At 74.1% G+C, this 22,728-nt stretch carries 17 protein-coding genes; 5 read left to right on the top strand and 12 right to left on the bottom strand.

From position 1 onward, the window contains the following. Nucleotides 1-7: 7 nt before the first annotated feature. The 4 genes from ABEB07_RS36030 to ABEB07_RS36015 all read right to left on the bottom strand — a co-directional run bounded on the left by ABEB07_RS36030 (nt 8) and on the right by ABEB07_RS36015 (nt 4,220). The gene (locus ABEB07_RS36030; RefSeq protein WP_345672275.1) at nt 8-1,315 is read right to left on the bottom strand and encodes a cytochrome P450 family protein; all 1,308 of its coding nucleotides are present in this window, start codon (nt 1,313-1,315) and stop codon (nt 8-10) included. A gap of 229 nt (nt 1,316-1,544) precedes the next feature. Continuing rightward, nucleotides 1,545-2,555, bottom strand: a complete 1,011-nt coding sequence (locus ABEB07_RS36025) for a nucleoside triphosphate pyrophosphohydrolase (protein ID WP_425589140.1) — start codon at nt 2,553-2,555, stop codon at nt 1,545-1,547. Between the two features lie 40 nt (nt 2,556-2,595). Next, nucleotides 2,596-3,228, bottom strand: coding sequence for a SurA N-terminal domain-containing protein (locus ABEB07_RS36020; RefSeq protein ID WP_176149296.1), 633 nt, complete (start codon nt 3,226-3,228; stop codon nt 2,596-2,598). A 161-nt stretch (nt 3,229-3,389) separates the two neighbouring features. Next, nucleotides 3,390-4,220, bottom strand: coding sequence for a glycoside hydrolase domain-containing protein (locus ABEB07_RS36015; RefSeq protein ID WP_345672271.1), 831 nt, complete (start codon nt 4,218-4,220; stop codon nt 3,390-3,392). Nucleotides 4,221-4,631: 411 nt separating this feature from the next. Between ABEB07_RS36015 and ABEB07_RS36010 the strand changes: the two genes are divergently transcribed. Beyond that, on the top strand, nt 4,632-5,384 hold the full coding sequence (locus tag ABEB07_RS36010) for a hypothetical protein (protein WP_345672269.1): 753 nt from the start codon (nt 4,632-4,634) through the stop codon (nt 5,382-5,384). 64 nt (nt 5,385-5,448) lie between these two features. Further along, a complete protein-coding gene (locus ABEB07_RS36005) occupies nt 5,449-5,829 on the top strand; it encodes a hypothetical protein (protein WP_176149299.1) in 381 nt (126 codons plus the stop codon). Between the two features lie 31 nt (nt 5,830-5,860). Here ABEB07_RS36005 and ABEB07_RS36000 read toward each other — a convergent pair whose 3' ends face one another. The 3 genes from ABEB07_RS36000 to ABEB07_RS35990 form a co-directional block, all read right to left on the bottom strand. Beyond that, nucleotides 5,861-6,697, bottom strand: coding sequence for an HNH endonuclease family protein (locus ABEB07_RS36000; RefSeq protein WP_345672268.1), 837 nt, complete (start codon nt 6,695-6,697; stop codon nt 5,861-5,863). A 283-nt stretch (nt 6,698-6,980) separates the two neighbouring features. Beyond that, nucleotides 6,981-10,535, bottom strand: a complete 3,555-nt coding sequence (mfd, locus tag ABEB07_RS35995; RefSeq protein ID WP_345672267.1) for a transcription-repair coupling factor — start codon at nt 10,533-10,535, stop codon at nt 6,981-6,983. A gap of 68 nt (nt 10,536-10,603) precedes the next feature. Then, entirely contained in the window at nt 10,604-11,152 is a 549-nt protein-coding gene (locus ABEB07_RS35990) for a helix-turn-helix domain-containing protein (protein WP_345672266.1), read from the bottom strand. Between the two features lie 347 nt (nt 11,153-11,499). Here ABEB07_RS35990 and ABEB07_RS35985 point away from each other — a divergent pair, with 347 nt between their 5' ends. Beyond that, on the top strand, nt 11,500-12,057 hold the full coding sequence (locus ABEB07_RS35985) for a phospholipase A2 (protein WP_345672265.1): 558 nt from the start codon (nt 11,500-11,502) through the stop codon (nt 12,055-12,057). A 145-nt stretch (nt 12,058-12,202) separates the two neighbouring features. On the opposite strand, the gene ABEB07_RS35980 is transcribed toward ABEB07_RS35985, so the two are convergent. The 5 genes from ABEB07_RS35980 to ABEB07_RS35960 form a co-directional block, all read right to left on the bottom strand. Further along, nucleotides 12,203-14,779, bottom strand: a complete 2,577-nt coding sequence (locus ABEB07_RS35980) for an ABC transporter permease (RefSeq protein ID WP_345672263.1) — start codon at nt 14,777-14,779, stop codon at nt 12,203-12,205. After that, the gene (locus tag ABEB07_RS35975) at nt 14,776-15,564 is read right to left on the bottom strand and encodes an ABC transporter ATP-binding protein (protein WP_164585642.1); all 789 of its coding nucleotides are present in this window, start codon (nt 15,562-15,564) and stop codon (nt 14,776-14,778) included. Before ABEB07_RS35975 ends, ABEB07_RS35980 begins: the two co-directional genes overlap by 4 nt. 388 nt (nt 15,565-15,952) lie before the next feature. Continuing rightward, entirely contained in the window at nt 15,953-16,846 is an 894-nt protein-coding gene (locus tag ABEB07_RS35970; RefSeq protein WP_345672261.1) for a cellulose-binding protein, read from the bottom strand. A gap of 322 nt (nt 16,847-17,168) precedes the next feature. Continuing rightward, nucleotides 17,169-20,150 carry an SUKH-4 family immunity protein gene (locus ABEB07_RS35965; RefSeq protein WP_345672260.1) on the bottom strand — a complete coding sequence of 994 codons (2,982 nt, stop codon included), beginning with the start codon at nt 20,148-20,150 and terminating at the stop codon, nt 17,169-17,171. A gap of 9 nt (nt 20,151-20,159) precedes the next feature. After that, the gene (locus ABEB07_RS35960) at nt 20,160-21,188 is read right to left on the bottom strand and encodes an SMI1/KNR4 family protein (RefSeq protein WP_164589681.1); all 1,029 of its coding nucleotides are present in this window, start codon (nt 21,186-21,188) and stop codon (nt 20,160-20,162) included. A gap of 377 nt (nt 21,189-21,565) precedes the next feature. Between ABEB07_RS35960 and ABEB07_RS35955 the strand changes: the two genes are divergently transcribed. Beyond that, nucleotides 21,566-22,090: a YwqJ-related putative deaminase gene (locus ABEB07_RS35955; RefSeq protein WP_176149305.1), complete on the top strand. Its 525-nt coding sequence runs from the start codon at nt 21,566-21,568 to the stop codon at nt 22,088-22,090. A gap of 79 nt (nt 22,091-22,169) precedes the next feature. Then, nucleotides 22,170-22,703, top strand: coding sequence for an SUKH-3 domain-containing protein (locus ABEB07_RS35950; protein WP_176149306.1), 534 nt, complete (start codon nt 22,170-22,172; stop codon nt 22,701-22,703). Nucleotides 22,704-22,728 lie beyond the last annotated feature (25 nt).

Raw genomic sequence — 22,728 nt, 5'->3', positions numbered from 1 at the left:
GCGTTCGTCAAGGAGTCGCGGAGGTGGCGGTGAACCGTACCGGCAGGGTGCGCAGACCGCGCATGATGAGGCCGCCGCGCCAGCGCAACTCCTCCGGGTCCGCGTCCAGTCGGAGGTCGGGGAGCCGGGTGAGGAGGGTGGCCAGCGCGGTCTGTCCCTCCAGGCGGGCGAGCGGGGCGCCCAGGCAGTAGTGGATGCCGTGGCCGTAGCCCAGGTGCTGGTTGTCCCGGCGGGCGAGGTCCAGGGTGTCCGGGTCGGCGAACCGCTCCGGGTCGCGGTCGGCGGCGGCCAGCACCACGAGCACCGGATCGCCGGCCGCGATGTCCTGGCCGCCGAGGGTGAGCGGGCGGGTGGCGAAGCGCCAGGTGGCCATCTCCACCGGGCCGTCGTAGCGCAGCAGCTCCTCCACGCCGGTCGCCAGCAGGGCGTGCTCGCCCGCGGCGAGGGAACGTTGCAGCCGGGCGCGCTGCTCGGGGTGGGTGAGCAGAGCGTAGGTGCCGTTGCCGATGAGGTTGACGGTGGTCTCGAAGCCGGCGAACAGCAGGATGAAGGCCATGGCCGCGGCCTCGTTCTCGGTGAGGTGCTCACCGTGGTCGGAGGCGCGGATGAGACCGGAGATGAGGTCCTCGCCGGGGGCGGGGTCGGCGGGGAGCGCGAGGCGCTTGCGGTGGATGAGGTCGGCGAGGTAGCCGCGCATCTTCTTGACCGAGCGGGCGACTCCGCCGCGGGGGCCCTTGCCGTGACGCTGGGGGTCCGGGGGCTCGCCCCCGGGGAGATGCAGCATCATGCCGGCCCAGTCGCGGAAGTCGTCCTGGTCCTCGCGGGGGACGCCGAGCAGGTCGCAGATGGCGTAGATGGGGAGCGGGAAGGCGAACTCGTGGATGAGGTCGGCGCTGCCCCGCTCGGCGAAGCGGTCGATGAGGTCGTCGGCGAGTTCCTGGACGCGGGGGGCGAACTCGGCCACGCGGCGGGGGGTGAACGCCTTGCTGACCAGGCGGCGCAGGCGGGTGTGGTCCGGGGGGTCGATGTTGAGCAGGTGCGTCATCAGGGCGGCCTTGCGTTCGCCCGGGATGCCGGTCTTGCCCTTGGCGTGCGCGGGTTCGTCGTGATGCGCGGGGTTCTTGGACAGGCGGGGGTCGGCGAGGGCCTGCTTGGCGTCGGCGTAGCGGGTGACCAGCCAGGCCTCCACTCCGCTGGGGAGGCGGGTGCGGTGGGTGGGGGCGTGGTCTCTCAGCCAGGCGTAGGCGGGGTAGGGGTTGGTGGCGAAGTCCCAGGTGAAGAGGTCTGGGGCGGGGGTGGGTGGCTGGTCTTGCATGGGGTGACCCTAGTCCGGGGGGTCGGGAGGTCGCCCCCGCCGCCCCTTCCCGTCCCGAACCTGGGGGCTTCGCCCCCTGGCCCCCCATGGGTGTGTTGGTCGGTGCGGGTCGGTGGGGGCTGGGCGCGCAGTTCCCCGCGCCCCTATCGGCCCTACGGGCCTCAGGGCGCGCACGCGCGGCGGAGCCGCATGTCGGAACAGCCCCGCGCCCCTATCGGCCCTACGGGCCTCAGGGGGTCTGTTCTGCCTTTTTGATGGCGTCTCGGTAGGTTCTCGCCGCTGCTCTCAGGGCCGCTTCCGGGTCGGTGCCCTGGGATTCGGCCTCGGTGGCCAGGGCGAGGAGGGTGTAGCCGATGTCCTGGCGGTCGGGGAGGGGGACGGTCAGGCCGGCCGTGCGGGCTCGGAAGGCCAGTTTGGCGGCGAGGGCCAGGGCGGGCTGGCCGAGCGGGACGCCGTCGGTCACCGAGGCGCGCTGCTTCTCCACCGCCTTCATGCGCAGCCACTGCTCCCTGACCTCCTCCGGGGTCGTGGCGCTCGCGTCGCCGAAGACGTGCGGATGGCGGTGGATCAGCTTGGCGACGATGCCGCCGGCCACGTCGTCGACGGAGAACGGCTCCTCGTCGTCGTCCTCGGCGATCCGGGCGTGGAAGACCACCTGGAGCAGGACGTCCCCCAGCTCCTCGCGCAGTTCCCCGCGGTCGCCGGCCTCGATCGACTCGACCAGCTCGTACGCCTCCTCGATGGCGTACTTGGCCAGGCCCTCGTGGGTCTGCCGGGACGACCAGGGGCACTCGGCGCGGATGCGGTCCATGACCTGCACCAGGTCGAGCAGGCGGGCGCCGGGCAGGTCGTAGGAGGCGGGCAGCAGCTCCAGCTCCGGCATGCTCACCCTGCCGGAGCCGGCGAGGCGGGCGAGGCCGTCGGTGAGGGCCGGTTCGCCCTCGCCGGTGGCCACCACCACGACCGTGCGGCCGCCGGCGCAGGCATCGAGCAGTTCCTCGGCACTCGGCGCCGCCTCGGCCACCGCGACGCCCGCCTCACGCAGGTACGGCAGCTGCGGATGCGCGCCGTCCGCGCACAGCACCAGGTCGGCCGCGTGCAGCGCCTGCCAGGCGGGCCAGGACAGCAGCCCGGGGGCGACCCGGTGGCTGGTGGTGAGCAGGACGATGCGGCCGGGGGCGGCTTCGGCGCCGTGGTCGGTGGTGTGGTCGGTGGTGTTCACCCACCGAACGTAACCCACCGCGCCGACGCCTCCCGGTGCGTGCGGGACCCCTCCCGCCTCACGCGCCCGCCGACGTCACGTCGCGCAGCCACGGCGACTTCGCCTCGATGCCGCCCTTCTGGACGTCCCAGGCGCCGTAGCGCGGGTTGAGGTCGACGTGCAGGGCGCCGGAGGCGGTGGACAGGGCCTGCCAGAAGGCGGGCTGGGAGGTGTCGGTGTGCAGCTTCGCCGCCAGCTTCTGCGCCTCGACCTGGAGGCGCAGGTTGTCGTCGAGGCGCTCCGGGGCCACCCCGTACTGCTGGAGCCAGGCCGTCTCCAGGGCCTTGGCGCCGCCCGCCCGCTGCTCCAGGCCGGCCCGTAGCTGCTGGACCTCGTGACGGTTCACGGTGACGTCCGCGTCCCGGGCGGCGCGGTCCAGCACCCGGTCAAGGACCATCTGGTGCAGGGTGTCCCGGGAGAGCGTGCCGGTGCGGGCGACGGCCTGCTCGTACTGCGCCCGGTCGGGCACCGCGGCGCGCTGCGCCCGGCGCACCTCGTCCACCCGGCTCTGCAACTGCGCGACGGTGATCCGCTGTCCGCCGACCACGGCCGCCGCGCCCGGATGGGCGCCGTTGCCGCAGGCGGTCAGGAGCGGGGCCGCCGCGGCGATCGCGGCGGACAGGACGAGCGCGGTGCGACGGCGGCGGTGCAAGGAAACCTCCCGAGGAGAGTTTGTGCGGCGGTGCACAAAGTCTTGCGGTGATCGATGGTAGGCAGCGGCCGGGCTCCGGCCAAGCCATTGGACCAACGATTCACCGCGACTTCGGGCACCGCCGCCCGCTTCCCCGCCGCTTCTCCTCCGGGTGGCGGCCGTCAGCCGGTGATCGCGACCGGCGCGTCCCACCAGTCGCGGTCGACGGTGAGGGTGTAGCCGCCGCGGGTCTCCTTGCTGTTCACCTTGTACTGGTGGGCGCGGCTGTGGTCGGTGAACTGGGTGGCGCCCCAGGGCCAGTCGGAGGTGACGGTCTCCTTGCCGTCCCACAGGGCGTACCAGAGGTTGCCGGGCAGGTCGGTCTTGTTGCTCGCGGTGGCGATCGCCTTGGCGCTGGAGCTGGTGAAGCCGTAGTAGCCGGCGCGGTAGGTCTTGGCGCGCAGCTGCTTGTCGAAGGAGCGGACGTAGGCCAGCACGGCGTCGTTGCACGACTTGTTCGTCGTGTCGTACGGCTCCATGTCGAGGTAGAGCGCGCTGCCCGTCCTCATGCCGAGCGCGGCCGCCTTGGCCACCGCGTCGTTGGCGTCGGCGGTGCCCAGGGAGGTGGCGGTGGCGGCGCTGATCTTCTCCGGGCTGGAGCCGGTCTGGCACGGCGGCTGGGCGCCGACGTAGATCGGGACGAGCTTCCAGCCCTGCGCGCTGACGGACTTCACCCAGGAGGCGGTGAGGTTGGGCTGGGCGCAGCCGCGGTTCTTGCCGCCGACGTAGACGGCCGCCGCGCCGTAGTACTTGTCGGCGCGCCACGCCTTCATGGCGCTCAGCGAGGGCGCGGTGCAGGTGTCGAAGGCGCGGCCGGTGTACGTCTTCTGCGCCGGCCAGGTCGTCGCGGCCATCGAGGTCTGCGCCGCTATCCCGGCGCCCGCGAGGACGGCGGCCGCGGCCACCCCCCACGTGATGTATCTGCGCTTCTTGGAATGCCGGTGCTCGGCCATCCCCACCCCTTGTTGTTCTGTGCGTGCGCGCGCACGCGGCGAGACGCGTACGGGCGCACGTGCTGGAGCGGTGCGCGCCGGTGGTCGCCCGGCGCGCGTCCGCACGAAGACGTCGTGGATCCCCCTGCCCTGGCGCGCGTGGCCGCTGCGGCGCACTCCCCGGCGCGCGGAGCGGATCGCACCGTAACCGACGCCGCCCCCGACGACGGGAAACGGAGTCCCGGGCTCACCACATGATTCCCTCAAGCAACAGCAAAATCAGTCGGCCTGTCAACCGGCCGCGGCCACGCCGAAACATCGGCACGCCGATCTTGACCGAACCTTGATCATCCGCTGACCTGTGCGTGAGCTGTGCGTTCCCGTGGGCGTCGTATCGTCCGCTGGCCATCCCGGCTCGTTCGAAGGACTCCCATGCACCTCCCGTCCCGCGCCGCCCGTCTCCTGGCCGTGGCCGCGCTCCCGCTGGTCCTCGCGGCCTGCGGCTCCTCCGGCACCTCGGATTCCTCAGGTCCCTCAGGTCCCTCCGGTTCCTCCGGCTCCGGGGCGGGCCCGGCGGCTGCCGCCGGGAGCGCGCCGAAGGACCCGGACGCCGGGCTGCTCACCGGCGCCCGGCTGAAGCGGGCGCTCGCCCCGGCGTCGGCCTTCCCGGCCGGCTTCGCCGTCGACCCGGACGCGGCCAGGGACTCCGGCGACACGTTCGCGCCCGCGGCGCCGGCCACGGCGGCCGGGCACGACTGCGCCCGGCTCGACGGCACCGGCTGGATCGAGATCACCGGGATCGCCGGGGCGTCCTTCGCGCAGAACGACTACGCCGACCGGGGCGCCACCCAGGACGTCGCGCAGGAGATCGACGCCTACCGGGGCGACGGCGCGGCTTGGGTGCTGGCCGGCCTGGCCGAGGTGGTCGCGGCCTGCTCCGGCTTCCAGGACGCCGACACCCACTCGAAGGTGACGGTCACCGGCCGCGCCACCCCCGGCCTCGGCGACGGCGCCTACACGGTCACGCTGACCGACGACTCCTGGGAGAACGGCACCACCCTGGTCGCGGCGCGGGTCGGCCACCACGTCGTCAGCGTGCTGTCGACGGCCGGCCACGACAACGGCGCGGCCACGGCGCGCGCGCTCGCCGAGCGGCTCGTCGGCTCCGTGCGCGGCGCCCTGTGACCGGCCTCCGCGCGCACCGCCCGGTGGCTTAACCTTGCCCCCTGCACTGCCTTGGGGGGTAGAGATGGACAAGCGGCTGGAGGCCGGCTGGTTCCAGCGGATCGCCTGGTCGGTCCTGGCATGGGGCTCGATCGGCATGCTGGTGTGGGTGCCGTTCCTGTACGTGGCGATCCGCCGCGGCCGGGGCTCGGACTGGGGCGCGTTCGCCGCGTTCGCGCTGTTCGACTCCGTGATGGTGACCTGGATCGCGCTCATGCCGGAGGAGGGCGGCCCCGACGACACGATCCTCGGCCTGGTCTTCATCGTCGAGATGCTGGCCGCCGCGCTGATGCTGCTGTTCGCCGTGTTCGACCGCCGCACGGCCCGCCCGGCGGCTCCGGCGGCTCCGGCGGCCGCCTACGGAGCGCCGCCCCAGGGGCCGTACGGCTACCCGTACGGCCGCTAGGGCCTCTTGTCCGCGGCGGCGGGCTGGTGGGTCAGCCGCCGCACTGCTTCAGCATCATGCTCTTGTCCGCCGTCGTCACCGGCAGCTTGTACTTCAGCGAGACCTGGGCGAACCGCACGCTGTAGGCGCACCGGATGTCCTTGCTCGGCGGCAGCCAGGTCGCCGGGCCGGAGTCGCTCTTCGCGCCGTTGGCGGGGCCGTCCACCGGGATCAGGTTGAGCGGGTCGTTGGCGATCTGCTCGCGCTTGCCCTTGGACCAGTGCGCGGCGCCCATCTGCCAGTCGTAGGACAGCGGCATCACGTGGTCGATCTGGACGGTCGTCGCGTGCGTCTTGGTCCACTGGATCGTGCGGCCCGTGTACGGGTCGGCCAGGGTCATCGAGACGATCACGCAGTTGGAGCCCTTGCGGTAGGCGACCTTGCGGCCGTCGCGCTTGAGCAGGTCGTTGCGGGTGTCGCAGCCGTTGTGCGCGTACGGGACGCCGTCGACGTTGTCCATCCAGGCGTAGCCGAACTCGTCGCGGTCGTACCCCGTCTTGGGGCCGCGGCCCTTCGTCGCCACGGTCGCGATGAGCTTGCGGGCCGCGGCCCGGTCGGCGTCGCTCGTCAGGGCCGCCAGGCCCGGCTTGGTGCCGTCCGGGTTCTTCAGCGGGCTGACGGCGTGTCCGTCCGAGACCGGCGCCGACGCCGAGCCCCCGCCGCCGCGCACCCCGCCGCCCTTGGCGCCGTCGGTGTCGTCGATCCCGCCCTTGCACCCGGCGACCAGGACCACCGCGGCGCACACCGCGAGCCCGGTGCGGGCGAGGGGACGCCGCGCCCCGCCGCGCCTGTCGTGCCCCTCGCGACCATGGCACACCTCCGCGCCCATGAACCCTCCCTCGCCTCTGCCGCCCCGCCCCTGGTACGCGGGCCTGTCTTACCTGTGCCCACCGTAACCAGACGCAAGTACGGCCCACTTGGGGCGCAAAGAGGCATAAGGATCGGATGGGGCGTATCGCCGGTGTCGGGTACGACACCACCGGGCCGCGGACGACCCCGCGGACGGCGCCCCGCGGGCTTGGGCGGCCCGGTGTACGCCGCCCGGGGGTACGGGCGAACGGCCGCCCGCCCCCTCCGGCGCGCCACGACCCGCCGCCCGCACCCCTCCCGCGCTACGAGCCCAGCACCGACGCCAGGAACTCCCCCACCCAGCCCAGCAGTTCGCGGCCGACCAGCGGCTTGCCGCCGACCCTCGCCGTCTTCGGCCGGGGGACGAGGACCTGGCGGGCGGCCGGCTTGATGACCGTGCCGGGGTAGAGCCGCTTGAGGCGCAGTTCCTGCGACTCGCGCAACTCCACCGGCGCGAAGCGGATGTTGTTGCCCTGGAGGACGATCTCGCCGACCCCGCAGGCGCGGGCCAGCATCCGCAGCCCGGCCACCAGCAGCAGGTTCTCCACCGGCTCGGGCAACTTGCCGTAGCGGTCGGTCAGTTCCTCGCGTACGGCCTTGACGTCCTCCTCGGAGTCGGCCGCCGCGATCGACCGGTAGGCCTGGAGGCGCAGCCGCTCGCCGGGCGCGTAGTCGTGCGGGACGTGCGCGTCGACGGGCAGCTCGATCTTCACCTCCAGCGGCGGCTCCTCCTCGACGCCGCCCGACTCCAGCTGGCGCCGGTAGTCGGCGACCGCCTCGCCGACCATGCGGACGTACAGGTCGAAGCCGACGCCCGCGATGTGCCCGGACTGCTCGCCGCCCAGCAGGTTGCCGGCGCCGCGGATCTCCAGGTCCTTCATCGCCACGTACATGCCCGCGCCCATCTCGGTGTGCTGGGCGATGGTGGCCAGGCGCTCGTGGGCGGTCTCGGTGAGCGGCTTCTCCGGCGGGTACAGGAAGTAGGCGTAGCCGCGCTCACGGCCGCGGCCCACCCGGCCGCGCAGCTGGTGCAGCTGGGAGAGGCCGAAGTTGTCGCCGCGCTCCACGATCAGGGTGTTGGCGTTGGAGATGTCGATGCCGGACTCGACGATCGTGGTGGAGACCAGGACGTCGAACTTCTTCTCCCAGAAGTCCACCACCACCTGTTCCAGGGCCTGCTCGGACATCTGGCCGTGGGCGGTGGCGATCCGCGCCTCGGGGACGATCTCGCGCAGCCGGGCGGCGGCCCGGTCGATGGACTCCACCCGGTTGTGGATGTAGAACACCTGGCCCTCGCGCAGCAGTTCGCGCCGGACCGCCGCGCCGATCTGCTTCTCCTCGTACGGCCCGACGAAGGTGAGCACCGGGTGGCGCTCCTCGGGCGGGGTGGTGATCGTGGACATCTCGCGGATGCCGGTGACCGCCATCTCCAGGGTGCGCGGGATCGGGGTGGCGGACATGGTGAGCACGTCGACGTTGGCGCGCAGCTTCTTCAGCTGCTCCTTGTGCTCGACGCCGAAGCGCTGCTCCTCGTCCACGATGACCAGGCCCAGGTCCTTGAACTTGGTCTGCGAGGAGAACAGGCGGTGGGTGCCGATGACGACGTCCACCGAGCCCTCGCGCAGGCCCTCCAGGACGGCCTTGGCCTCGGTGTCGGTCTGGAAGCGGGACAGCGCCCGCACGTTCACCGGGAACTGGGCGTAGCGCTCGGAGAAGGTGCCGAAGTGCTGCTGCACCAGCAGGGTGGTGGGGACGAGGACGGCGACCTGCTTGCCGTCCTGGACGGCCTTGAAGGCGGCGCGCACCGCGATCTCGGTCTTGCCGTAGCCGACGTCGCCGCAGATCAGCCGGTCCATCGGAACCGACTTCTCCATGTCCTCCTTGACCTCGGCGATGGTGGTGAGCTGGTCGGGCGTCTCCGCGTACGGGAAGGCGTCCTCCAGCTCGCGCTGCCAGGGCGTGTCGGGGCCGAAAACATGGCCGGGGGCGGCCATCCGGGCGGAGTACAGCTTGATCAGGTCGGCGGCGATCTCCTTGACCGCCTTCTTGGCGCGCGCCTTGGTCTTGGTCCAGTCGGCGCCGCCGAGCCGGTGCAGGGTGGGCGCCTCGCCGCCGACGTACTTGGTGATCTGCTCCAGCTGGTCGGTGGGGATGTAGAGGCGGTCGCCGGGCTGGCCGCGCTTGGCGGGGGCGTACTCCACGACCAGGTACTCGCGGGTGGCGCCCTGCACGGTGCGCTGCGCCATCTCGATGTAGCGGCCCACGCCGTGCTGTTCGTGGACGATGTAGTCGCCCGACTCCAGGGTGAGCGGGTCGATGGTCTTGCGGCGGCGGGCCGGCATCCGGGCGCCGTCGCGGCTCGCGGTGCGCTGGCCGGACAGGTCGGTCTCGGTGAGCACGGCCAGTTTGAGCACCGGGTCGACGAAGCCGGTGTCGACGCAGCCGCACGCCACGTGCACCACCGACGGGGACAGCTCGCCGAGGTCGCCGGTGCGGCCGTCGGTGACGGCGAGGCGGGCCGCGATGCCCTCGGCGCCGAGCACCTCGACCGTACGGGCGGCCGGGCCGTGGCCCTCGGTGACGAAGACGGTGCGCCAGCCGTCGGCGAGCCAGCCCTTGGTGTCGGCGAGCGCCTTGGCGGTGTCGCCCCGGTAGGTGTCGGGCGCGTGCATGCCCAGCTTGAGGGTGTCGCCGTCGTCCGCGCTCTCCTCGGCGGCGAACGGGGAGACGGACCACCACATCATGCCCAGCTCGCGCGCCCGGTCGCGGACGTCGGCGATGGACCACAGGGAGGCGGCGCCGACATCGATGGGCGCCTCGCCGCCGCCGGCGGTCGCGGCCCAGGACGCCTGGAGGAACTCCTGCGAGGTGGCCACCAGGTCGGCGGCGCGGGTGCGCACCCGCTCGGGGTCGCACACGACGGCCAGGGCGCCCTCGGGCAGCACGTCGAGCAGCAGCTCCATGTCGTCGACGAGGACGGGGGCGAGGGACTCCATGCCCTCCACGGCGATGCCCTCGGCGATCTTCCCGAGCAGTTCGCCCAGTTCCGGGTGCTGTTCGGCCAGCGCGCGGGCCCGGGCGCGGACCTCGTCGGTGAGCAGCAGCTCGCGGCAGGGCGGCGCCCACAGGCCGTGTTCGGCGACTTCGAGGGAGCGCTGGTCGGCGACCTTGAAGTAGCGGATCTCCTCGACGTCGTCGCCCCAGAACTCGACGCGCAGCGGGTGTTCCTCGGTGGGCGGGAACACGTCGAGGATGCCGCCGCGCACGGCGAACTCGCCGCGCTTCTCCACCAGCTCCACGCGCGCGTACGCGGCGGCCGCGAGGGCTTCCACCACCTGGTTCAGATCGGCGCTGTGCCCGGTGCGCAGCGCCACCGGCTCCAGGTCGCCGAGGCCCTTGACCTGGGGCTGGAGCACGGAGCGGACGGGGGCGACGACGACGGAGACCGGGCCGGTCTCGGGGTCGTCGGCGCTCGGGTGCGCGAGGCGGCGCAGCACGGCGAGGCGGCGGCCCACGGTGTCGCTGCGCGGACTGAGCCGTTCGTGCGGCAGCGTCTCCCAGGAGGGGTACTCCGCGACGCCCTCCGGCGGCAGCAGCGAGCGCAGCGCGGCGGCCAGGTCCTCGGCCTCCCGGCCGGTCGCCGTGACGGCGAGCACGGGCCGGCCGGACTCGCGGGCGAGGGCGGCGACCGCGAAGGGCCGGGCGGCGGGCGGCCCCACCACGTCGACGTGCGTGCGGTTGCCGTCGGCCGCGGCGGCGATCGCTTCCGCGAGGGCGGTGTCCTTGACGACGGCGTCGAGCAGACCGTGCAGGCTCATGGGGGCTTCCATCCCGGGGAGGGCCAACGCAAACAGCCCGACACGTCTCACGGGCCGGGGCTGCCAGCCTACGACGCCGACGGCGAAGTCGCCGCACCCGCCCACACCCCGGACCGTCCCGGCCGGGCGGCCGGGCGGCGGCGGGAGGACGGCGGGGCGGGGTCGCCCGCAGGGGCGGCGGCGGGGGCGGGGGCGCGGGCCGCGGAGGCGGGGGCGGCGGTGCGGGTGGCTGCGGTGGCGGTGCCGGTCGCCGCGGTGGGGGTGCCGGTGGCCGCGGTGGCCACGGTGGGGGTGCCGGTGGCCACGGTGGCGGTGCCGGTCGCCGCGGTGGACTTCTCCGCGGCCGCGGCGAAGGTGACGGTCACCCCGCGGCCCGGCTCGACCGCGACGAGCAGGGCCGAGCCGAGAGCCTGGGCTATCCGTTCCAGCAGGGGCAGGGTCGGCATGCATCTGCCGTGCTCCAGCCGGGAAATCGCCGCCTGGGTGAGACCGGACAGTTCGGCGAGCCGGGTCTGCGTCATTCCGGTTTTCCGGCGCCCTTCGCGCACGGCCCGCCCGAGCGCCTCCTCCAGCTTTTCGCCGGGAATCGTCCCGCACCCGGCGCGCTTACCGGTCATCCCCCGTTGATGACGCATCCTGACTCCCGCATCGCTCGACAGCGACGAAATCCCCACACGGGGACGGACCTCCGGAGGCTAACCGGAAAGCGACGCCGGCGGCCGCCCGGTTGAGCAACATCTGAGCTTTCCACCGCCCTCGCCCGAAGCGGCCCGGAACATTTCGCCCACGGCATATAGCGAGACTGGTATAAAGCCGCCCGACCGATGCATACGGCGAGGCCGGACGGCATGGAGCGGGAAATTCCGTATTTCCGGAACGACATCCGCCGGACAAGTCAATTGCCCCCGAGGGGCGGACATGCCATCGTTGCGCCGCCATCTCCACGGGGAAAAGGAAAGCAGCCTTGACCAAGTTGCGCAGCACACTGTCCGGAATCGCCCTCTCGGGCGTTCTCCTCGGCGCCGGCGCGGCGCCCGCCCTCGCGGATTCCACGGCGTCGAGCGGACATTCCGCCGCCGTCGCGGCCGCCGCTCCGACCAAAGCGCAGAAGCTCTCCAAAATGAAGAGCCTCACCGAGGATTCGAACGCCTCCACCGGCCGGTGGCTGGACGCGATGAACCAGCACCTCGCCCACAAGCAGGCGATCGACAAGTACAAGTTCAGCTGGAAGACCGATTACTGCACCAGCTCACCGGACACGCTGCCCGGCGGCTACAACTTCAAGATGGCCTGCTGGCGTCACGACTTCGGCTACCGCAACTACAAGTCGCTGGTGGGCAACTACTACTTCAAGAAGGACCACAAGAAGCGCGTCGACAAGGCCCTCCTGCGGGACCTGTACAGCGCCTGCGACTACCGGCCCTGGGCCGACCCGTACCCGGCGTCGCAGCGCGCGCGGCTGAAGGCGGCCTGCCGCAAGACCGCCAGGACGTACTACGGCGCGGTCAGCGCCGCCGGCTGACCGGCCACCGCCCCCGGCCTTCCTCCCAGGGGGAACGCCGAACGCCCCGGGCGCGCCGAACGCGCCGAGCGGGCCGCACACACGGACGGCGGGGCGCGGAGACCGAGTCTCCGCGCCCCGCCGTCCACCGTTTCCCCCGGGTGGCCTAGTCCGTCGCGATCGCGTTCAGGACGTTCATCCGGGCCGCCCGGAACGCCGGCACCAGGGCCGCGAGCAGACCCACGAAGGCCGATCCGACGAAGACGCCGGTGATCGTCGGCCAGGGGACGTCCAGCACCTTCATGCCCTCCAGGGCGAGCAGCTTCTGCGCGGTCGCGCCCCAGCCCATGCCCAGGCCGAGCCCCAGCAGCGCGCCGAACAGGGCGATGACCACCGACTCCAGCCTGATCATGCGGCGCAGCTGGCGCCGGGAGAGGCCCAGGGCCCGCATCAGGCCGATCTCCCGGGTGCGCTCCACCACCGACAGCGCCAGGGTGTTGACCACGCCCAGGACCGCGACCACGATCGCCAGGGCGAGCAGGCCGTAGACCATGTTGAGCAGCTGTCCGATCTGTTCGCGCAGGTCCTTCTTGTAGTCGGCGCGGTCCATGACCGACACCGACGGGTCCGCCGCCACCGCCTTCCTGAGCGCGGCGTAGACCTGCTGTTCGTCGCCGCCGTTGCCGGCGAGCACCCCGAGGTCCAGCGGCATCCGGTCCGCCGGGATGTACCGGCCGGCGGTGGTGATGGCCGTGTACATCTTCCCCTTGTCGATCGCGGTGTCGTCCGAGGTCACCGCGACCACCCGCAGCCGCGCCGCGCGCCCGTCCTCGAAGGCGACCTTGAGCGTGTCGCCGACCTTGACGCCGTACTTGCCGGCGAAGTCCGACCCGACCGACATCGCGTCGCGCCCGTAGACGTCGGACTGGCGGCCCGAGAGGGTCGTGCGCCGTACGTCCTTCGGGTAGGCCGGGTCGGTGGCGTACAGGCTCTGCTTGTGGACGCCGCCGTCGGGCAGGGTCAGCTCGGCGGGCACCTCCTTGAGGCGGGAGACGTTCGTGAGGCCGGGCGTGTCCCGGATCGCCTTCACCATGGCCGGGGTCAGGGGCTTGGCGCCGTCGCCGGCCTGCACGATGAAGTCGGCGCCGACCGACCTGTCCAGCTCGTCGGTGGCCGAGGCCACCATCGAGGAGCCCACCACCGACAGGCAGGCCACCAGGGCGAGGCCGATCATCAGCGCCGCGCCGGTGGCGCCGGTGCGGCGCGGGTTGCGCAGCGCGTTGCGCTCGGCCATCCGGCCGACCGGACCGAAGACCCGCAGCAGGAGCGCGCCGAGGACGCGCACCAGACCGGCGGCGAGCAGGGGTCCGACGGCGATCAGGCCGACCAGGGTCAGCACCACGCCGAGTCCGAGCCACGCCGAGCCGTCCTTGGCCTGGTCGGCGGTGGCGGCCAGGCGCAGGCTCCAGCCGCCGGCGCCGCTCAGCACCAGACCGATCAGGGCCCGTACGGCGCCGGCCCGGGCGTCGGCCGGGGCGCCCGCCTCGCGCAGCGCGGCCATCGGCGAGATCTTCCCGGCGCGCCGGGCGGGCAGGTAGGCCGCCAGGACGGTGACCACCACGCCGAGGAGCAGACCGAGGGCCGGGGTGGTCCAGGCGACCGTCAGATCGGCGGTGGACAGGTGCATGCCCATGGCGCCCATGAGCTTCATCAGGCCGACCGCGATCCCGACCCCGGCGCCGACCCCGAGGGCGGACCCGACGACGCCGAGGAGCAGCGCCTCGACGAGGACGGAGCGGTTGACCTGCTTGCGGGAGGAGCCGATGGCCCGCATCAGGCCGATCTCGCGGGTGCGCTGGGCGACCAGCATGGAGAAGGTGTTGACGATCAGGAAGATGCCGACGAGGAAGGCGATCCCGGCGAAGCCGAGCATGGCGTACTTCATCACGTCCAGGAAGCCGCCCAGTTCCTTGCGGTTGGCGTCGGCGACCTCCTTGGCGGTCTGCACCTGGTAGCCGGCGCCGAGCGCGGCCGTCACGTTCTGCTTCAGCCGGTCGTCGCCGACGCCCGGGGCGGCGGTGACGTTGACGCCGGTGTAGACGCCGGTCCGGCCGACCAGGATCTGCTGGGCGGTGCGGGTGTCCAGGTAGAAGACCGCGGCGCCGGGGTTGGTGACGGTGAAGGCGGCGACGCCCGAGACGCGGGCGTGGTGCGTGCCGACGGCGGTGATGACGCCGATCTCGTCGCCGAGCTTCAGGTGGTGCTTGTCGACGGTGTCCGCGTCCACCATGACCTGGTCCGGACCCTTGGGCGCGGTACCGGAGACGATCTTCATGGTGCGGGCGTCGTTGCCGTTCCAGTTGCCGACGATGGTCGGCGCGCCGCTGCTGGGCGAGAGCTTGTCCAGGTCGTGGTCGACGACGGTGACGGAGGTGGAGAACACCGTTCCCTCGGCCTCGGCGACGCCCTTCGTCCCGCGCACCGCGTCGACCACGGAGGCCGGCAGGACCGGCGGCTTGCCGGTGCGGGAGGTCGTCTCGCCGGTGTCGGAGGCGCCCTTCGCGCTGACCGTCACATCGGAGGCGGTGGCGTTGAACAGCTTGTCGAACGTGGTGTTCATCGTGTCGGTGAACACCAGGGTGCCGCAGACGAAGGCCACCGAGAGCAGCACCGCCACCGCCGAGAGCGCCATGCGCCCCTTGTGCGCGAAGAAGTTGCGCAGCGAGGTTCTCAGCACGGTCATGACGTACGCCCCCGCGCGTCGAAGTCCTTCATCCGGTCCAGGACGGCCTCGGCGGTCGGCCGGTGCATCTCGTCGACGATGCGGCCGTCGGCGAGGTAGAGGACGCGGTCGGCGTAGGAGGCGGCGACCGGGTCGTGGGTGACCATCACGATGGTCTGCCCCAGCTCGTCCACGGACCTGCGCAGGAAGCCGAGGACCTCGGCGCCGGCCCGCGAGTCGAGGTTGCCGGTCGGCTCGTCGCCGAAGATGATCTCGGGCCGGGCGGCCAGCGCCCGGGCCACGGCCACGCGCTGCTGCTGGCCGCCGGAGAGCTGGTTCGGCCGGTGCTTGAGGCGGCCGGCCAGGCCGACGGTCTCCACCACCCGCTCCAGCCACTGCCGGTCCGGCTTGCGGCCGGCTATGTCCATGGGGAGGGTGATGTTCTCGATCGCGCTCAGGGTGGGCAGCAGGTTGAACGCCTGGAAGATGAAGCCGATCCGGTCCCGGCGCAGCCGCGTGAGCTTCTTGTCCTTCAGACCGGTGATCTCGGTGTCGGCCAGATGTATGTGACCGCTCGTCACGGTGTCCAGTCCGGCCAGGCAGTGCATCAGGGTGGACTTGCCGGACCCGGAGGGGCCCATGATCGCGGTGAACCGGCCGCGGGCGATGTCCACGTCGACGTGGTCGAGGGCGACGACGCGGGTCTCCCCGGCCCCGTACGCCTTCACGACCTGCCGCGCCCGTGCGGCGACGGCCGTAGCCCCTCCAGTACCCCCGTGCCTGGGAATGGTCACAGCCGTTGTCACGGTAAGTCTCCTATGTCGGTCTGGTGGCGAGCGCGGACTCGCGGCGGATGCGGGTGGGTGCGGGTGAATACCGCCGAGGCGGGCGGATGCGGACCGCCGGTCCTGTCCGGTGCGTCTTCGGTACGCCTGCGGTGCGTCTGCGGTGCGTCTGCGGTACGTCTGCGGTACGTCGAAGAGTCTGGCCGGTGCGGGGCCGCTGCGCGCTGGTGCCCGGCACCCTGTTCGGCGGGGGAAAACCCCACCCCCCTCGGTGCGGCTGGCCGCCCCCCACGGCGTAAAACCAGGTTAAGGACGCGCCGTCGACCCTCTCGTCCTCCGGCGGGACGAACCCGCCCCCGACCCGCCTACGGAGCAACCCCTAGGGGCTGTCCGGCGGCGGGTGAGCAGGTCACTGCGGGACCCGGGCCGCCCGTCCGGTCAGGGCCGTGATGCTGTCCTGGACGGTGTCCATCTGGGCGCGCATGCCGTCCCACACCTCGCCGTGCACGCGCAGCACCCGCTCGGTCTCCCGGGCGGTCCGCTCCGCCTGCCGCCGCGCCTCGGCCACCACCTCCGACGCCCGCGCCCGCGCCTGCTCCGGACCGCGCCGCGCCGCCTCCCGCGCGTCGGCGAGCGACTGCTCCGCCTCGCGCAGCGTCGCCTCGACGGCGGCCAGCCGAGCGGCCTGCTCGGCCTCCGCGGCGGCCTGCCGGCCGGCCAGTTCCCGTTCCGCCGCGACCAGCCGCTCGGCATGGTCGCGGTCCTGGTCGGCGAGGATCCGGTCGGTGGCGCGGCGCGCCTCGCGCAGCACCTTCAACGCCTCGCTCCGGCAGTCCCGCACGTCGTGCCGCACCGCGATCCGCAGCCCCTCGGCCACCGCCTGGGCCGCGCGCTGCCTGCGCCTGGCCCACTCCTCGGCCTGCGCCCGCACCGCGTCGGCGTACGCCCGCGCGTCCTGGAGCACGGCCTCGGCGCCCGTGCGCGCCGCCTCCGTCGTGCGCCGGGCCTCGCGCCGCGCCCGGTCCCGTACGGCGTCGGCCTCCTGCCGCCCCAGCTCGTACAGCCGCCGGGCGCCCTGCCCCAGCGACTCGTAGTCCTGCTCGGCCAGTTGGGCGACCGTCTCGCGCAGTTCCTCGACCTCCTCCTCCATGTGCCTGGCAAGGACCGTCAGCCGGGCGGCCCGCTCCCAGGCCGCGTCCCGGTCCGCGGAGAGGGCGTCCGCGTACGCGTCCACCTGGTCGGGCCGGTAGCCGCGCCCCCGTCCGACGACGAAGCCGTGGACCGGGTCCGCCGCCGGCGTCACCGGTGCAGGCGGCGCCGGTGACGCCTGTGACGCCGATGCCGCGCACGACGTCGATGACCTGGAGGCGCTGCTCATCCCGAACCCTCTCCGCCGAATCCGACCAGTTGGACACGTCCGGACCCGCCCGGCCACGTCTGGGCACGTCCGGACAGGGGGGAACGCGTCACGGTGATTGCGCGGACATCTTGATGTATAGGACGGAAATGTACATAACGCGACACTCCGGACGAGTGACCGGCGGTCGGACGCCCGGACATGCCGAAGGGCCGGGCCCGGTCGTCCGACCGGGCCCGGCCTCGCGCTCCGTCAGGCGTTCACCCGCTCAGAGCAGTCCGTCCCACATCTGCTCCAGCAGCACCGACCACCAGCTCTCCGGCGAGCCGAGCGCCGCCGGGTCGAGGGCGGCGAGCTGGGCCTGGAAGTCGACGGTCCAGCGGCCCGCCTGCTCCTGGTTCAGGCCGTAGCGCAGCCGCCACATCCGTCCGAGCAGCGCCAGGCAGCGCGCGAACTCCGGCAGTCCGGTGTTCACGAACTGCGGCGGCACGGACGTACCGCCCGGCCCCGCCTCCACCGGCACCGCCACGATGTTGGCCGTGCCGTACTGCACGCAGATCGCCTTGCCGAAGTCGCTGCCCATCACCAGGTACGAGCCCGCGTCCGGCGCCGGCCGCACACCGCGCTCGGCGGCCAGTTCCGCCAGCGTCGGCACCGGCCGGCCCGGCTGGGCCTGCGCCCAGAAGAACGGGCCCATGTCCAGCGGCAGACCCGCCACCACCAGCGTGTGCGCGACGACCGGCGGCACGCCCTGCCGGGAGACCGCCGCCTGCTCGAACCGGAAGACACCCGGCCCGAAGGCCGCGCCCAGCTCCTGCGCGACGCCCTCCGGCGGGATCGGCGGCACGGGCTGGACCGGCGGCAGCGGCGCGCGCACCGGGGCCGGCCGGGCCGGACCGTCGGCCACCTGGTGCAACTCGCCCTGGTGCGCCAGGAGTTGACCCATGCCCTGCTGACGGCTCGCGTGGTCGGTACCGTACGGCGCGATCGAGGTGATCCGGGCCTGCGGCCACTGCTCGGCGATCATCCGCGCGCAGTACGCGCCCGGCAGCCGGCACGACTCCAGCTCGGTGTGCAGCTCCAGCACCTGGTCCGGCGGCACGTTCATGGCGCGCAGCTCGTGGAAGATCTGCCACTCCGGGTGCGGGGTGCCCGGCGCGGAGCGCCGGATCAGCTGCTGTTCGGAGCCGTCCTGCGCGCGGTAGCGCAGCACCGCCTGATAGCCGGGCCCGACCGTCGGCTGCCCCTGCGGCGGGTAGCCGTACGCCGGAGGCGGCCCGGCCGCGGGCGGGCCCGCGACGGGCGGTCCGACCGGCGGCTGCCCGCCGCCCGGCGGCATGGGCCGCGGGCCGCCGGAGGGCACGCCGGGACCGCCCGGCGGGGGCGGCGGCATGCCGGGACCACCCTGCGGGGGCGGAGGCGGCATGCCTGGTCCGCCCTGCGGGGGCGGCGGCGGGGGCAGGTTCGGGCCGCCGGGGGCGCCAGGACCGCCGGGGGCGCCCTGTGGCGGGCCGGCCAGCATGGTCGCCGCGTGGTGCACGCCGCCCGGTCCGGCCCCGGGGACGCCCGGCGTGCCGGGGGCTCCGGGAGCGCCGGGAGTACCGGGGGTGCCGGGTGGTTGCGGGGCGCCGGGCTGGTGGGGGTCGGCCAGCATCGTGGCGGCGTGGTGGACGCCGCCCGGAGGCGCGCCGCCGGGTGCGCCGGGCGCACCCGGGGCCTGCGGGCCGGTCTGGCCGGTCGGGCCGGTCGGCGCTGCCGCGCCCTCGGGTCCGTCGGGGCCGAGCGACGAGACGAACTGGGTGCGCACGTACCCACCGGGCGCCTCCGGCGCACCGGGCGGGGGCGTCGCGGGGACACCGGGCTGCCGCCCGCCCGGCACACCGGGAGCGCCGGGCGGCGGGGGCGTGTTCGCACCGCCCCGGCCGCGGCGCGGCGGCGGGGCCGCCTTGCTGGTCGCGGCGTCGGCGATGTCACCGGCGTTCGGCGGCAGCGGCCGCCCGCCGGGCGGCGGGGTCGCCGACGCGCCCGGCCCCTGCGGGTACCCGTACGGCGCGCCGCCGGGCGCCGGAGCACCGGGACCACCCGGCGGCGGAGGCGGCGCGGTACCAGGACCGCCCGAGGGCGGAGGCGGCGGAGTACCAGGACCCGCCGGAGGCGGGACACCGGGACCGCCGGAAGGCGGAGGCGGCGGAGTACCGGGACCGCCCGGGACCGACGCGGGCGGAGCGGACGGCCCGGACGGCGGAGTGCCGGGACGCGCCGGAGGCGGAGGCGGCGGAGTGCCGGGCGCCGCCGGGGGGTCCTGCGCGCCGGTCCCCTGCGGGGCGCCGTACGACGGGCCGCCCGGCGGCGGGGGCGGCACGTTGCCCCGAGGGGCGCCGGGCGTGCCCGGGGCGTGCGAAGCACCCTGCGCGCTCGGCGCGTCAGCGTCGCCGAGGGCCGGCGCCACGGCCGTGCGCGGGAGTTGGCTGCCGCCGGCGATCAACGCCGTCTTGGCGTCCGGGGTGGCGCCGGACGACGGGGCCCCGCCGTCCGCCTCGCTCAGCGGCGGCGCGAACACGGTCGCGGGCAGCGGGACGGAACGGTCCTCCCCCGCGTCGGCGTTGGTGTCCGTACCGGCCCACGGGGTCGCCCCGGCCGGCACCTCGGGAGCGCCCGGCGCCCCAGCGGCCGCGCCCGCCGGCACCCCCGCCTGAGTCTCGGCCGGCACCCGACCGGCACCGGCACCCAAACCGGCACCGGCACCGGCACCGGCACCCAAACCGGCACCAGCACCAGTCCCCGCACCGCCGCCCCCGGGACCGCTCCCAGTACCGGCTCCCGTACCGCCCCCGTCACCGCCCTCCGTACCGCCCCCCGAGTCCCGTCGGTCCGGGATGCCCATCCGGTCGGCGGCCTCCTGCAGCCACTCCGGAGGAGTCAGCAGGAAGGACGTCTGGTTGAGGTCCACCCGGGCCGCGGGCGCCGGCACGGCGTCCTCGACGGTGTCCGTGCGGCCGTACTCCTCCTCGTAGCGGCGGATCACCTCGCCGACCGGCAGCGCGGGCCACAGCGTGGCCTCGCCGCTGTCCCGGGCGAGCACCAGCCGCTGCGCGCCGCCGTCCGACCGCGGCCCCTCCGCGCGGTCCTCGGCCCACACCACGAAACCGAGCTCGAACTCCCGTACCCGCACCTCGCGGTGCTGGTACGCCGGCACGTCGCCGTTGATCCACTCCTCGGCGCGCTCCTGCGCCTGCGCGAACGTCACCATCGCTTCAGCTCACTCCCCCACCGACGACTCGGAAGAGACGGGGACGACGTGCGCGAACCCGCCGTCCACCATCAGGTTCGCCACCGTCTCCAGCTCCGGCGGCGAACCCGCGAGGCGGGACAGGAACGCGTCGAAGTCCGCGCCGCACGGCAGCAGCAGCCGCTCCACGCGCTCCGCCTGCGGCCACGCCGGGTCCACGTCCCGTACGTCGTCGTACGCGCAGAACCACACCGAACCGGCCCGCTCGCCCTTCACCTTCACGGCGAGCAGTCCGCCCTGCACGAACGCCACTCCCAGGTAGTCCTTGGTGAGGTGGTCGCGCAGGCACTTGTTGACGTACACCAGGTCGTTGACGGCCGCCTCGTCGCGCACCGTGAAGAACGGCTGGTCGATCAGCAGGCCCAGCTCCGCGTCGAGCGCGGTGCCGACCGGCGCGCAGCCGCCCGCCGCCTTCAGGAAGGACCGGTAGGGGCCCGGCAGCCGGTAGCCGAGGTCCTCCTCGACGCCCTGCACCTGCTCCTCCAGGACCGCGACGCCCGACTTCGGCAGCCCGAAGTGGGCCGGCCGCGTCTCCTGCAACGGCCGGGTGCCGCGCTTGGCCTGGTCGACGTTCGCGGTCGCGATGCCGCCGTGGTGGCGCAGCAGCGCCTTCACCTCGACCGGGACCAGCTCCAGGCGCCGGCCGCCGGCCACGTGGTGCCAGGTCCAGCCGTGCGGGGTGGCCACGCTCGGCACCGTGTCCCACAGTTCGTGCCCGGAGGCGGCCAGCGCCGCGTTGGCCGAGACGTAGTCCGTCAGCCGCAACTCGTCGACGCCGAAGCCCTCCGGCGGCTCGGCGATCTCCACCGCGGCCCGCGCGTACGGCGAGAAGTCGGGGAAGCCGTGCTCGTCCACCCGCACCCCCCTGGGGTGGCGGGCGGCCCGGACGGGGTCCGGGAAGTGCACGTTCTGCCCGGCGTAGGCCGCGTTCGGCGGCGCGGCCTGTCCTGCGGCCTGGCGGCCGGGTGGCACGCCCAGCCCGAGCCGACCTGTCGTCATGGCGGTTGCCCCCTGCGGCGCTCTGTACGGCCCGCGGCGACCGGCCGGTTCCGCACCGGCGCCGCCGAGACCCGTATCGACTACTTCCCTGCCACGCGCGCTTCCTCGCCACGCGTGGGCCGCACGCACCGCGGCGCGCCGGCGTGCCGACAGCCTATGCGGTACGACGACCCCGGTCACCGGGCCACCGCCCACCGGCCCGCGACCCGCCGGTCCCCCGCGCCCCGCCCCCGCGGGCGCGGACGGCCGCCGCCGTGACCAGCCGTCACCCCGCCGTGACGCACCGCCCCGAACAGGGCGTGTCGCGCCGCCCCAGCTTCCACAGCGGCCACGCGATTTGGCACTCTGTGTCCTTCGGGGGGATGCTCCGGAGGGGAATGATGATCATGAAAGCGACGCAGACGGGGCCGCGGACCGGCGCCTTGGGCGACCCGCGGATCGGCTGGAGCAGCACCGGGACGCCGCACGCCCCCGCCCTCCGGCACCGCCGCGACGGGATACTGCCCGCCGTCGCCGCCGCCCTCTCCGTGCGCGGCGCCACCCTCACCGGCACCGCCGCCCGCGGCGAGGAGCCGCCCGCGCTGCACCCGCTCGTGCAGGACTTCCTCGACACCCTCACCAGCGCCCAGCGCGACCGGTTCACGGGCCGCTGCGCGGAGACCATCCTCATCTCCCGGCACATCAGCGCCGCCGACGGCGCCCGCAGCAAACGCGCCGCGCGCAAACCGATGACCAACGGCGAGGCCCGCAAGGCGCTCAAGCAGGCCAAGCTGACGGCCCGCCGGATCCGGGAGGACGGCGACCCGCTGCACGGCGGTTTCGCCCCGCCCTGCCGGGCGTGCACCGCGCTCAGCGCCCACTTCGGCGTCCGTGTCGTCGACCCCTCGGGCGGCGACGGCTGACGCACCGGCCCGCAGGGCGGGCCCGTACGACAGGCCGGCCCGACGGGGCCGCACCACCGCCGCGACGAACGAAGAGCAGATGCACGCCGACCACCACCCCTCGCCCGAGATCCCGGCCCCGCGCGGACAGGCGGGGAACTCGACCCGCTTCGCCGTGCCCGTGGACGCCGCGCTGCGCGCCGCCGGCTGGCAGCCGGGGCGCTGGGACATAAAGCAGGCCGAGATCTGGGCCGACGCGCTGCGCGAGCACGCCTCGCCGGCCGGCCACCGGCACTGCGTCTTCCCGGCCGCGGTGGAGGCGTGGGCGGAGTTCGGCGGCCTGCGCCTCTCGCCGACCGGGCCCGGCCGCCAGATCGCCCCCGTGGACCTGCACGTCGACCCGATGCACGGCCTGCACATGGCCCGCACCCTCGGCGACCTCGGCCGCGCCCTCGGCACCGAGGTCTGCCCGCTGGGCGCCGAGACCGACAGCCAGGCGCTGCTGGCCATCGACGCCGAGGGCCGCGTCTACGCCCTCGACCACACCGGCGACTGGTACCTCGGCCCCGACGTCGACCAGGCCCTGACCACCCTGATCTCCGGCACGACCCCCGCCCGCCTGACCCCAGGCTGACCGGGGTCGGGCGCCGTCCGTGCCC

The organism is Streptomyces similanensis, assembly GCF_039543625.1.
Taxonomy (GTDB): Bacteria; Actinomycetota; Actinomycetes; order Streptomycetales; family Streptomycetaceae; genus Streptomyces; species Streptomyces similanensis.
The sequence above is the reverse complement of the archived record's forward strand: the minus strand, read 5'-3'. Positions and strand labels throughout refer to the sequence as shown.

Excerpts from the sequence above, each read along its gene's own strand:
- ABEB07_RS36030 (WP_345672275.1), bottom strand. The coding sequence starts at position 1,315 with ATGCAAGACCAGCCACCCACCCCCGCCCCAGACCTCTTCACCTGGGAC.
- ABEB07_RS36015 (WP_345672271.1), bottom strand. The coding sequence starts at position 4,220 with ATGGCCGAGCACCGGCATTCCAAGAAGCGCAGATACATCACGTGGGGG.
- ABEB07_RS36010 (WP_345672269.1), top strand. The coding sequence starts at position 4,632 with ATGCACCTCCCGTCCCGCGCCGCCCGTCTCCTGGCCGTGGCCGCGCTC.
- ABEB07_RS36005 (WP_176149299.1), top strand. The coding sequence starts at position 5,449 with ATGGACAAGCGGCTGGAGGCCGGCTGGTTCCAGCGGATCGCCTGGTCG.
- ABEB07_RS36000 (WP_345672268.1), bottom strand. The coding sequence starts at position 6,697 with ATGGGCGCGGAGGTGTGCCATGGTCGCGAGGGGCACGACAGGCGCGGC.
- mfd (WP_345672267.1), bottom strand. The coding sequence starts at position 10,535 with ATGAGCCTGCACGGTCTGCTCGACGCCGTCGTCAAGGACACCGCCCTC.
- ABEB07_RS35990 (WP_345672266.1), bottom strand. The coding sequence starts at position 11,152 with ATGACCGGTAAGCGCGCCGGGTGCGGGACGATTCCCGGCGAAAAGCTG.
- ABEB07_RS35980 (WP_345672263.1), bottom strand. The coding sequence starts at position 14,779 with ATGACCGTGCTGAGAACCTCGCTGCGCAACTTCTTCGCGCACAAGGGG.
- ABEB07_RS35965 (WP_345672260.1), bottom strand. The coding sequence starts at position 20,150 with ATGGTGACGTTCGCGCAGGCGCAGGAGCGCGCCGAGGAGTGGATCAAC.
- ABEB07_RS35960 (WP_164589681.1), bottom strand. The coding sequence starts at position 21,188 with ATGACGACAGGTCGGCTCGGGCTGGGCGTGCCACCCGGCCGCCAGGCC.
- ABEB07_RS35955 (WP_176149305.1), top strand. The coding sequence starts at position 21,566 with ATGATGATCATGAAAGCGACGCAGACGGGGCCGCGGACCGGCGCCTTG.
- ABEB07_RS35950 (WP_176149306.1), top strand. The coding sequence starts at position 22,170 with ATGCACGCCGACCACCACCCCTCGCCCGAGATCCCGGCCCCGCGCGGA.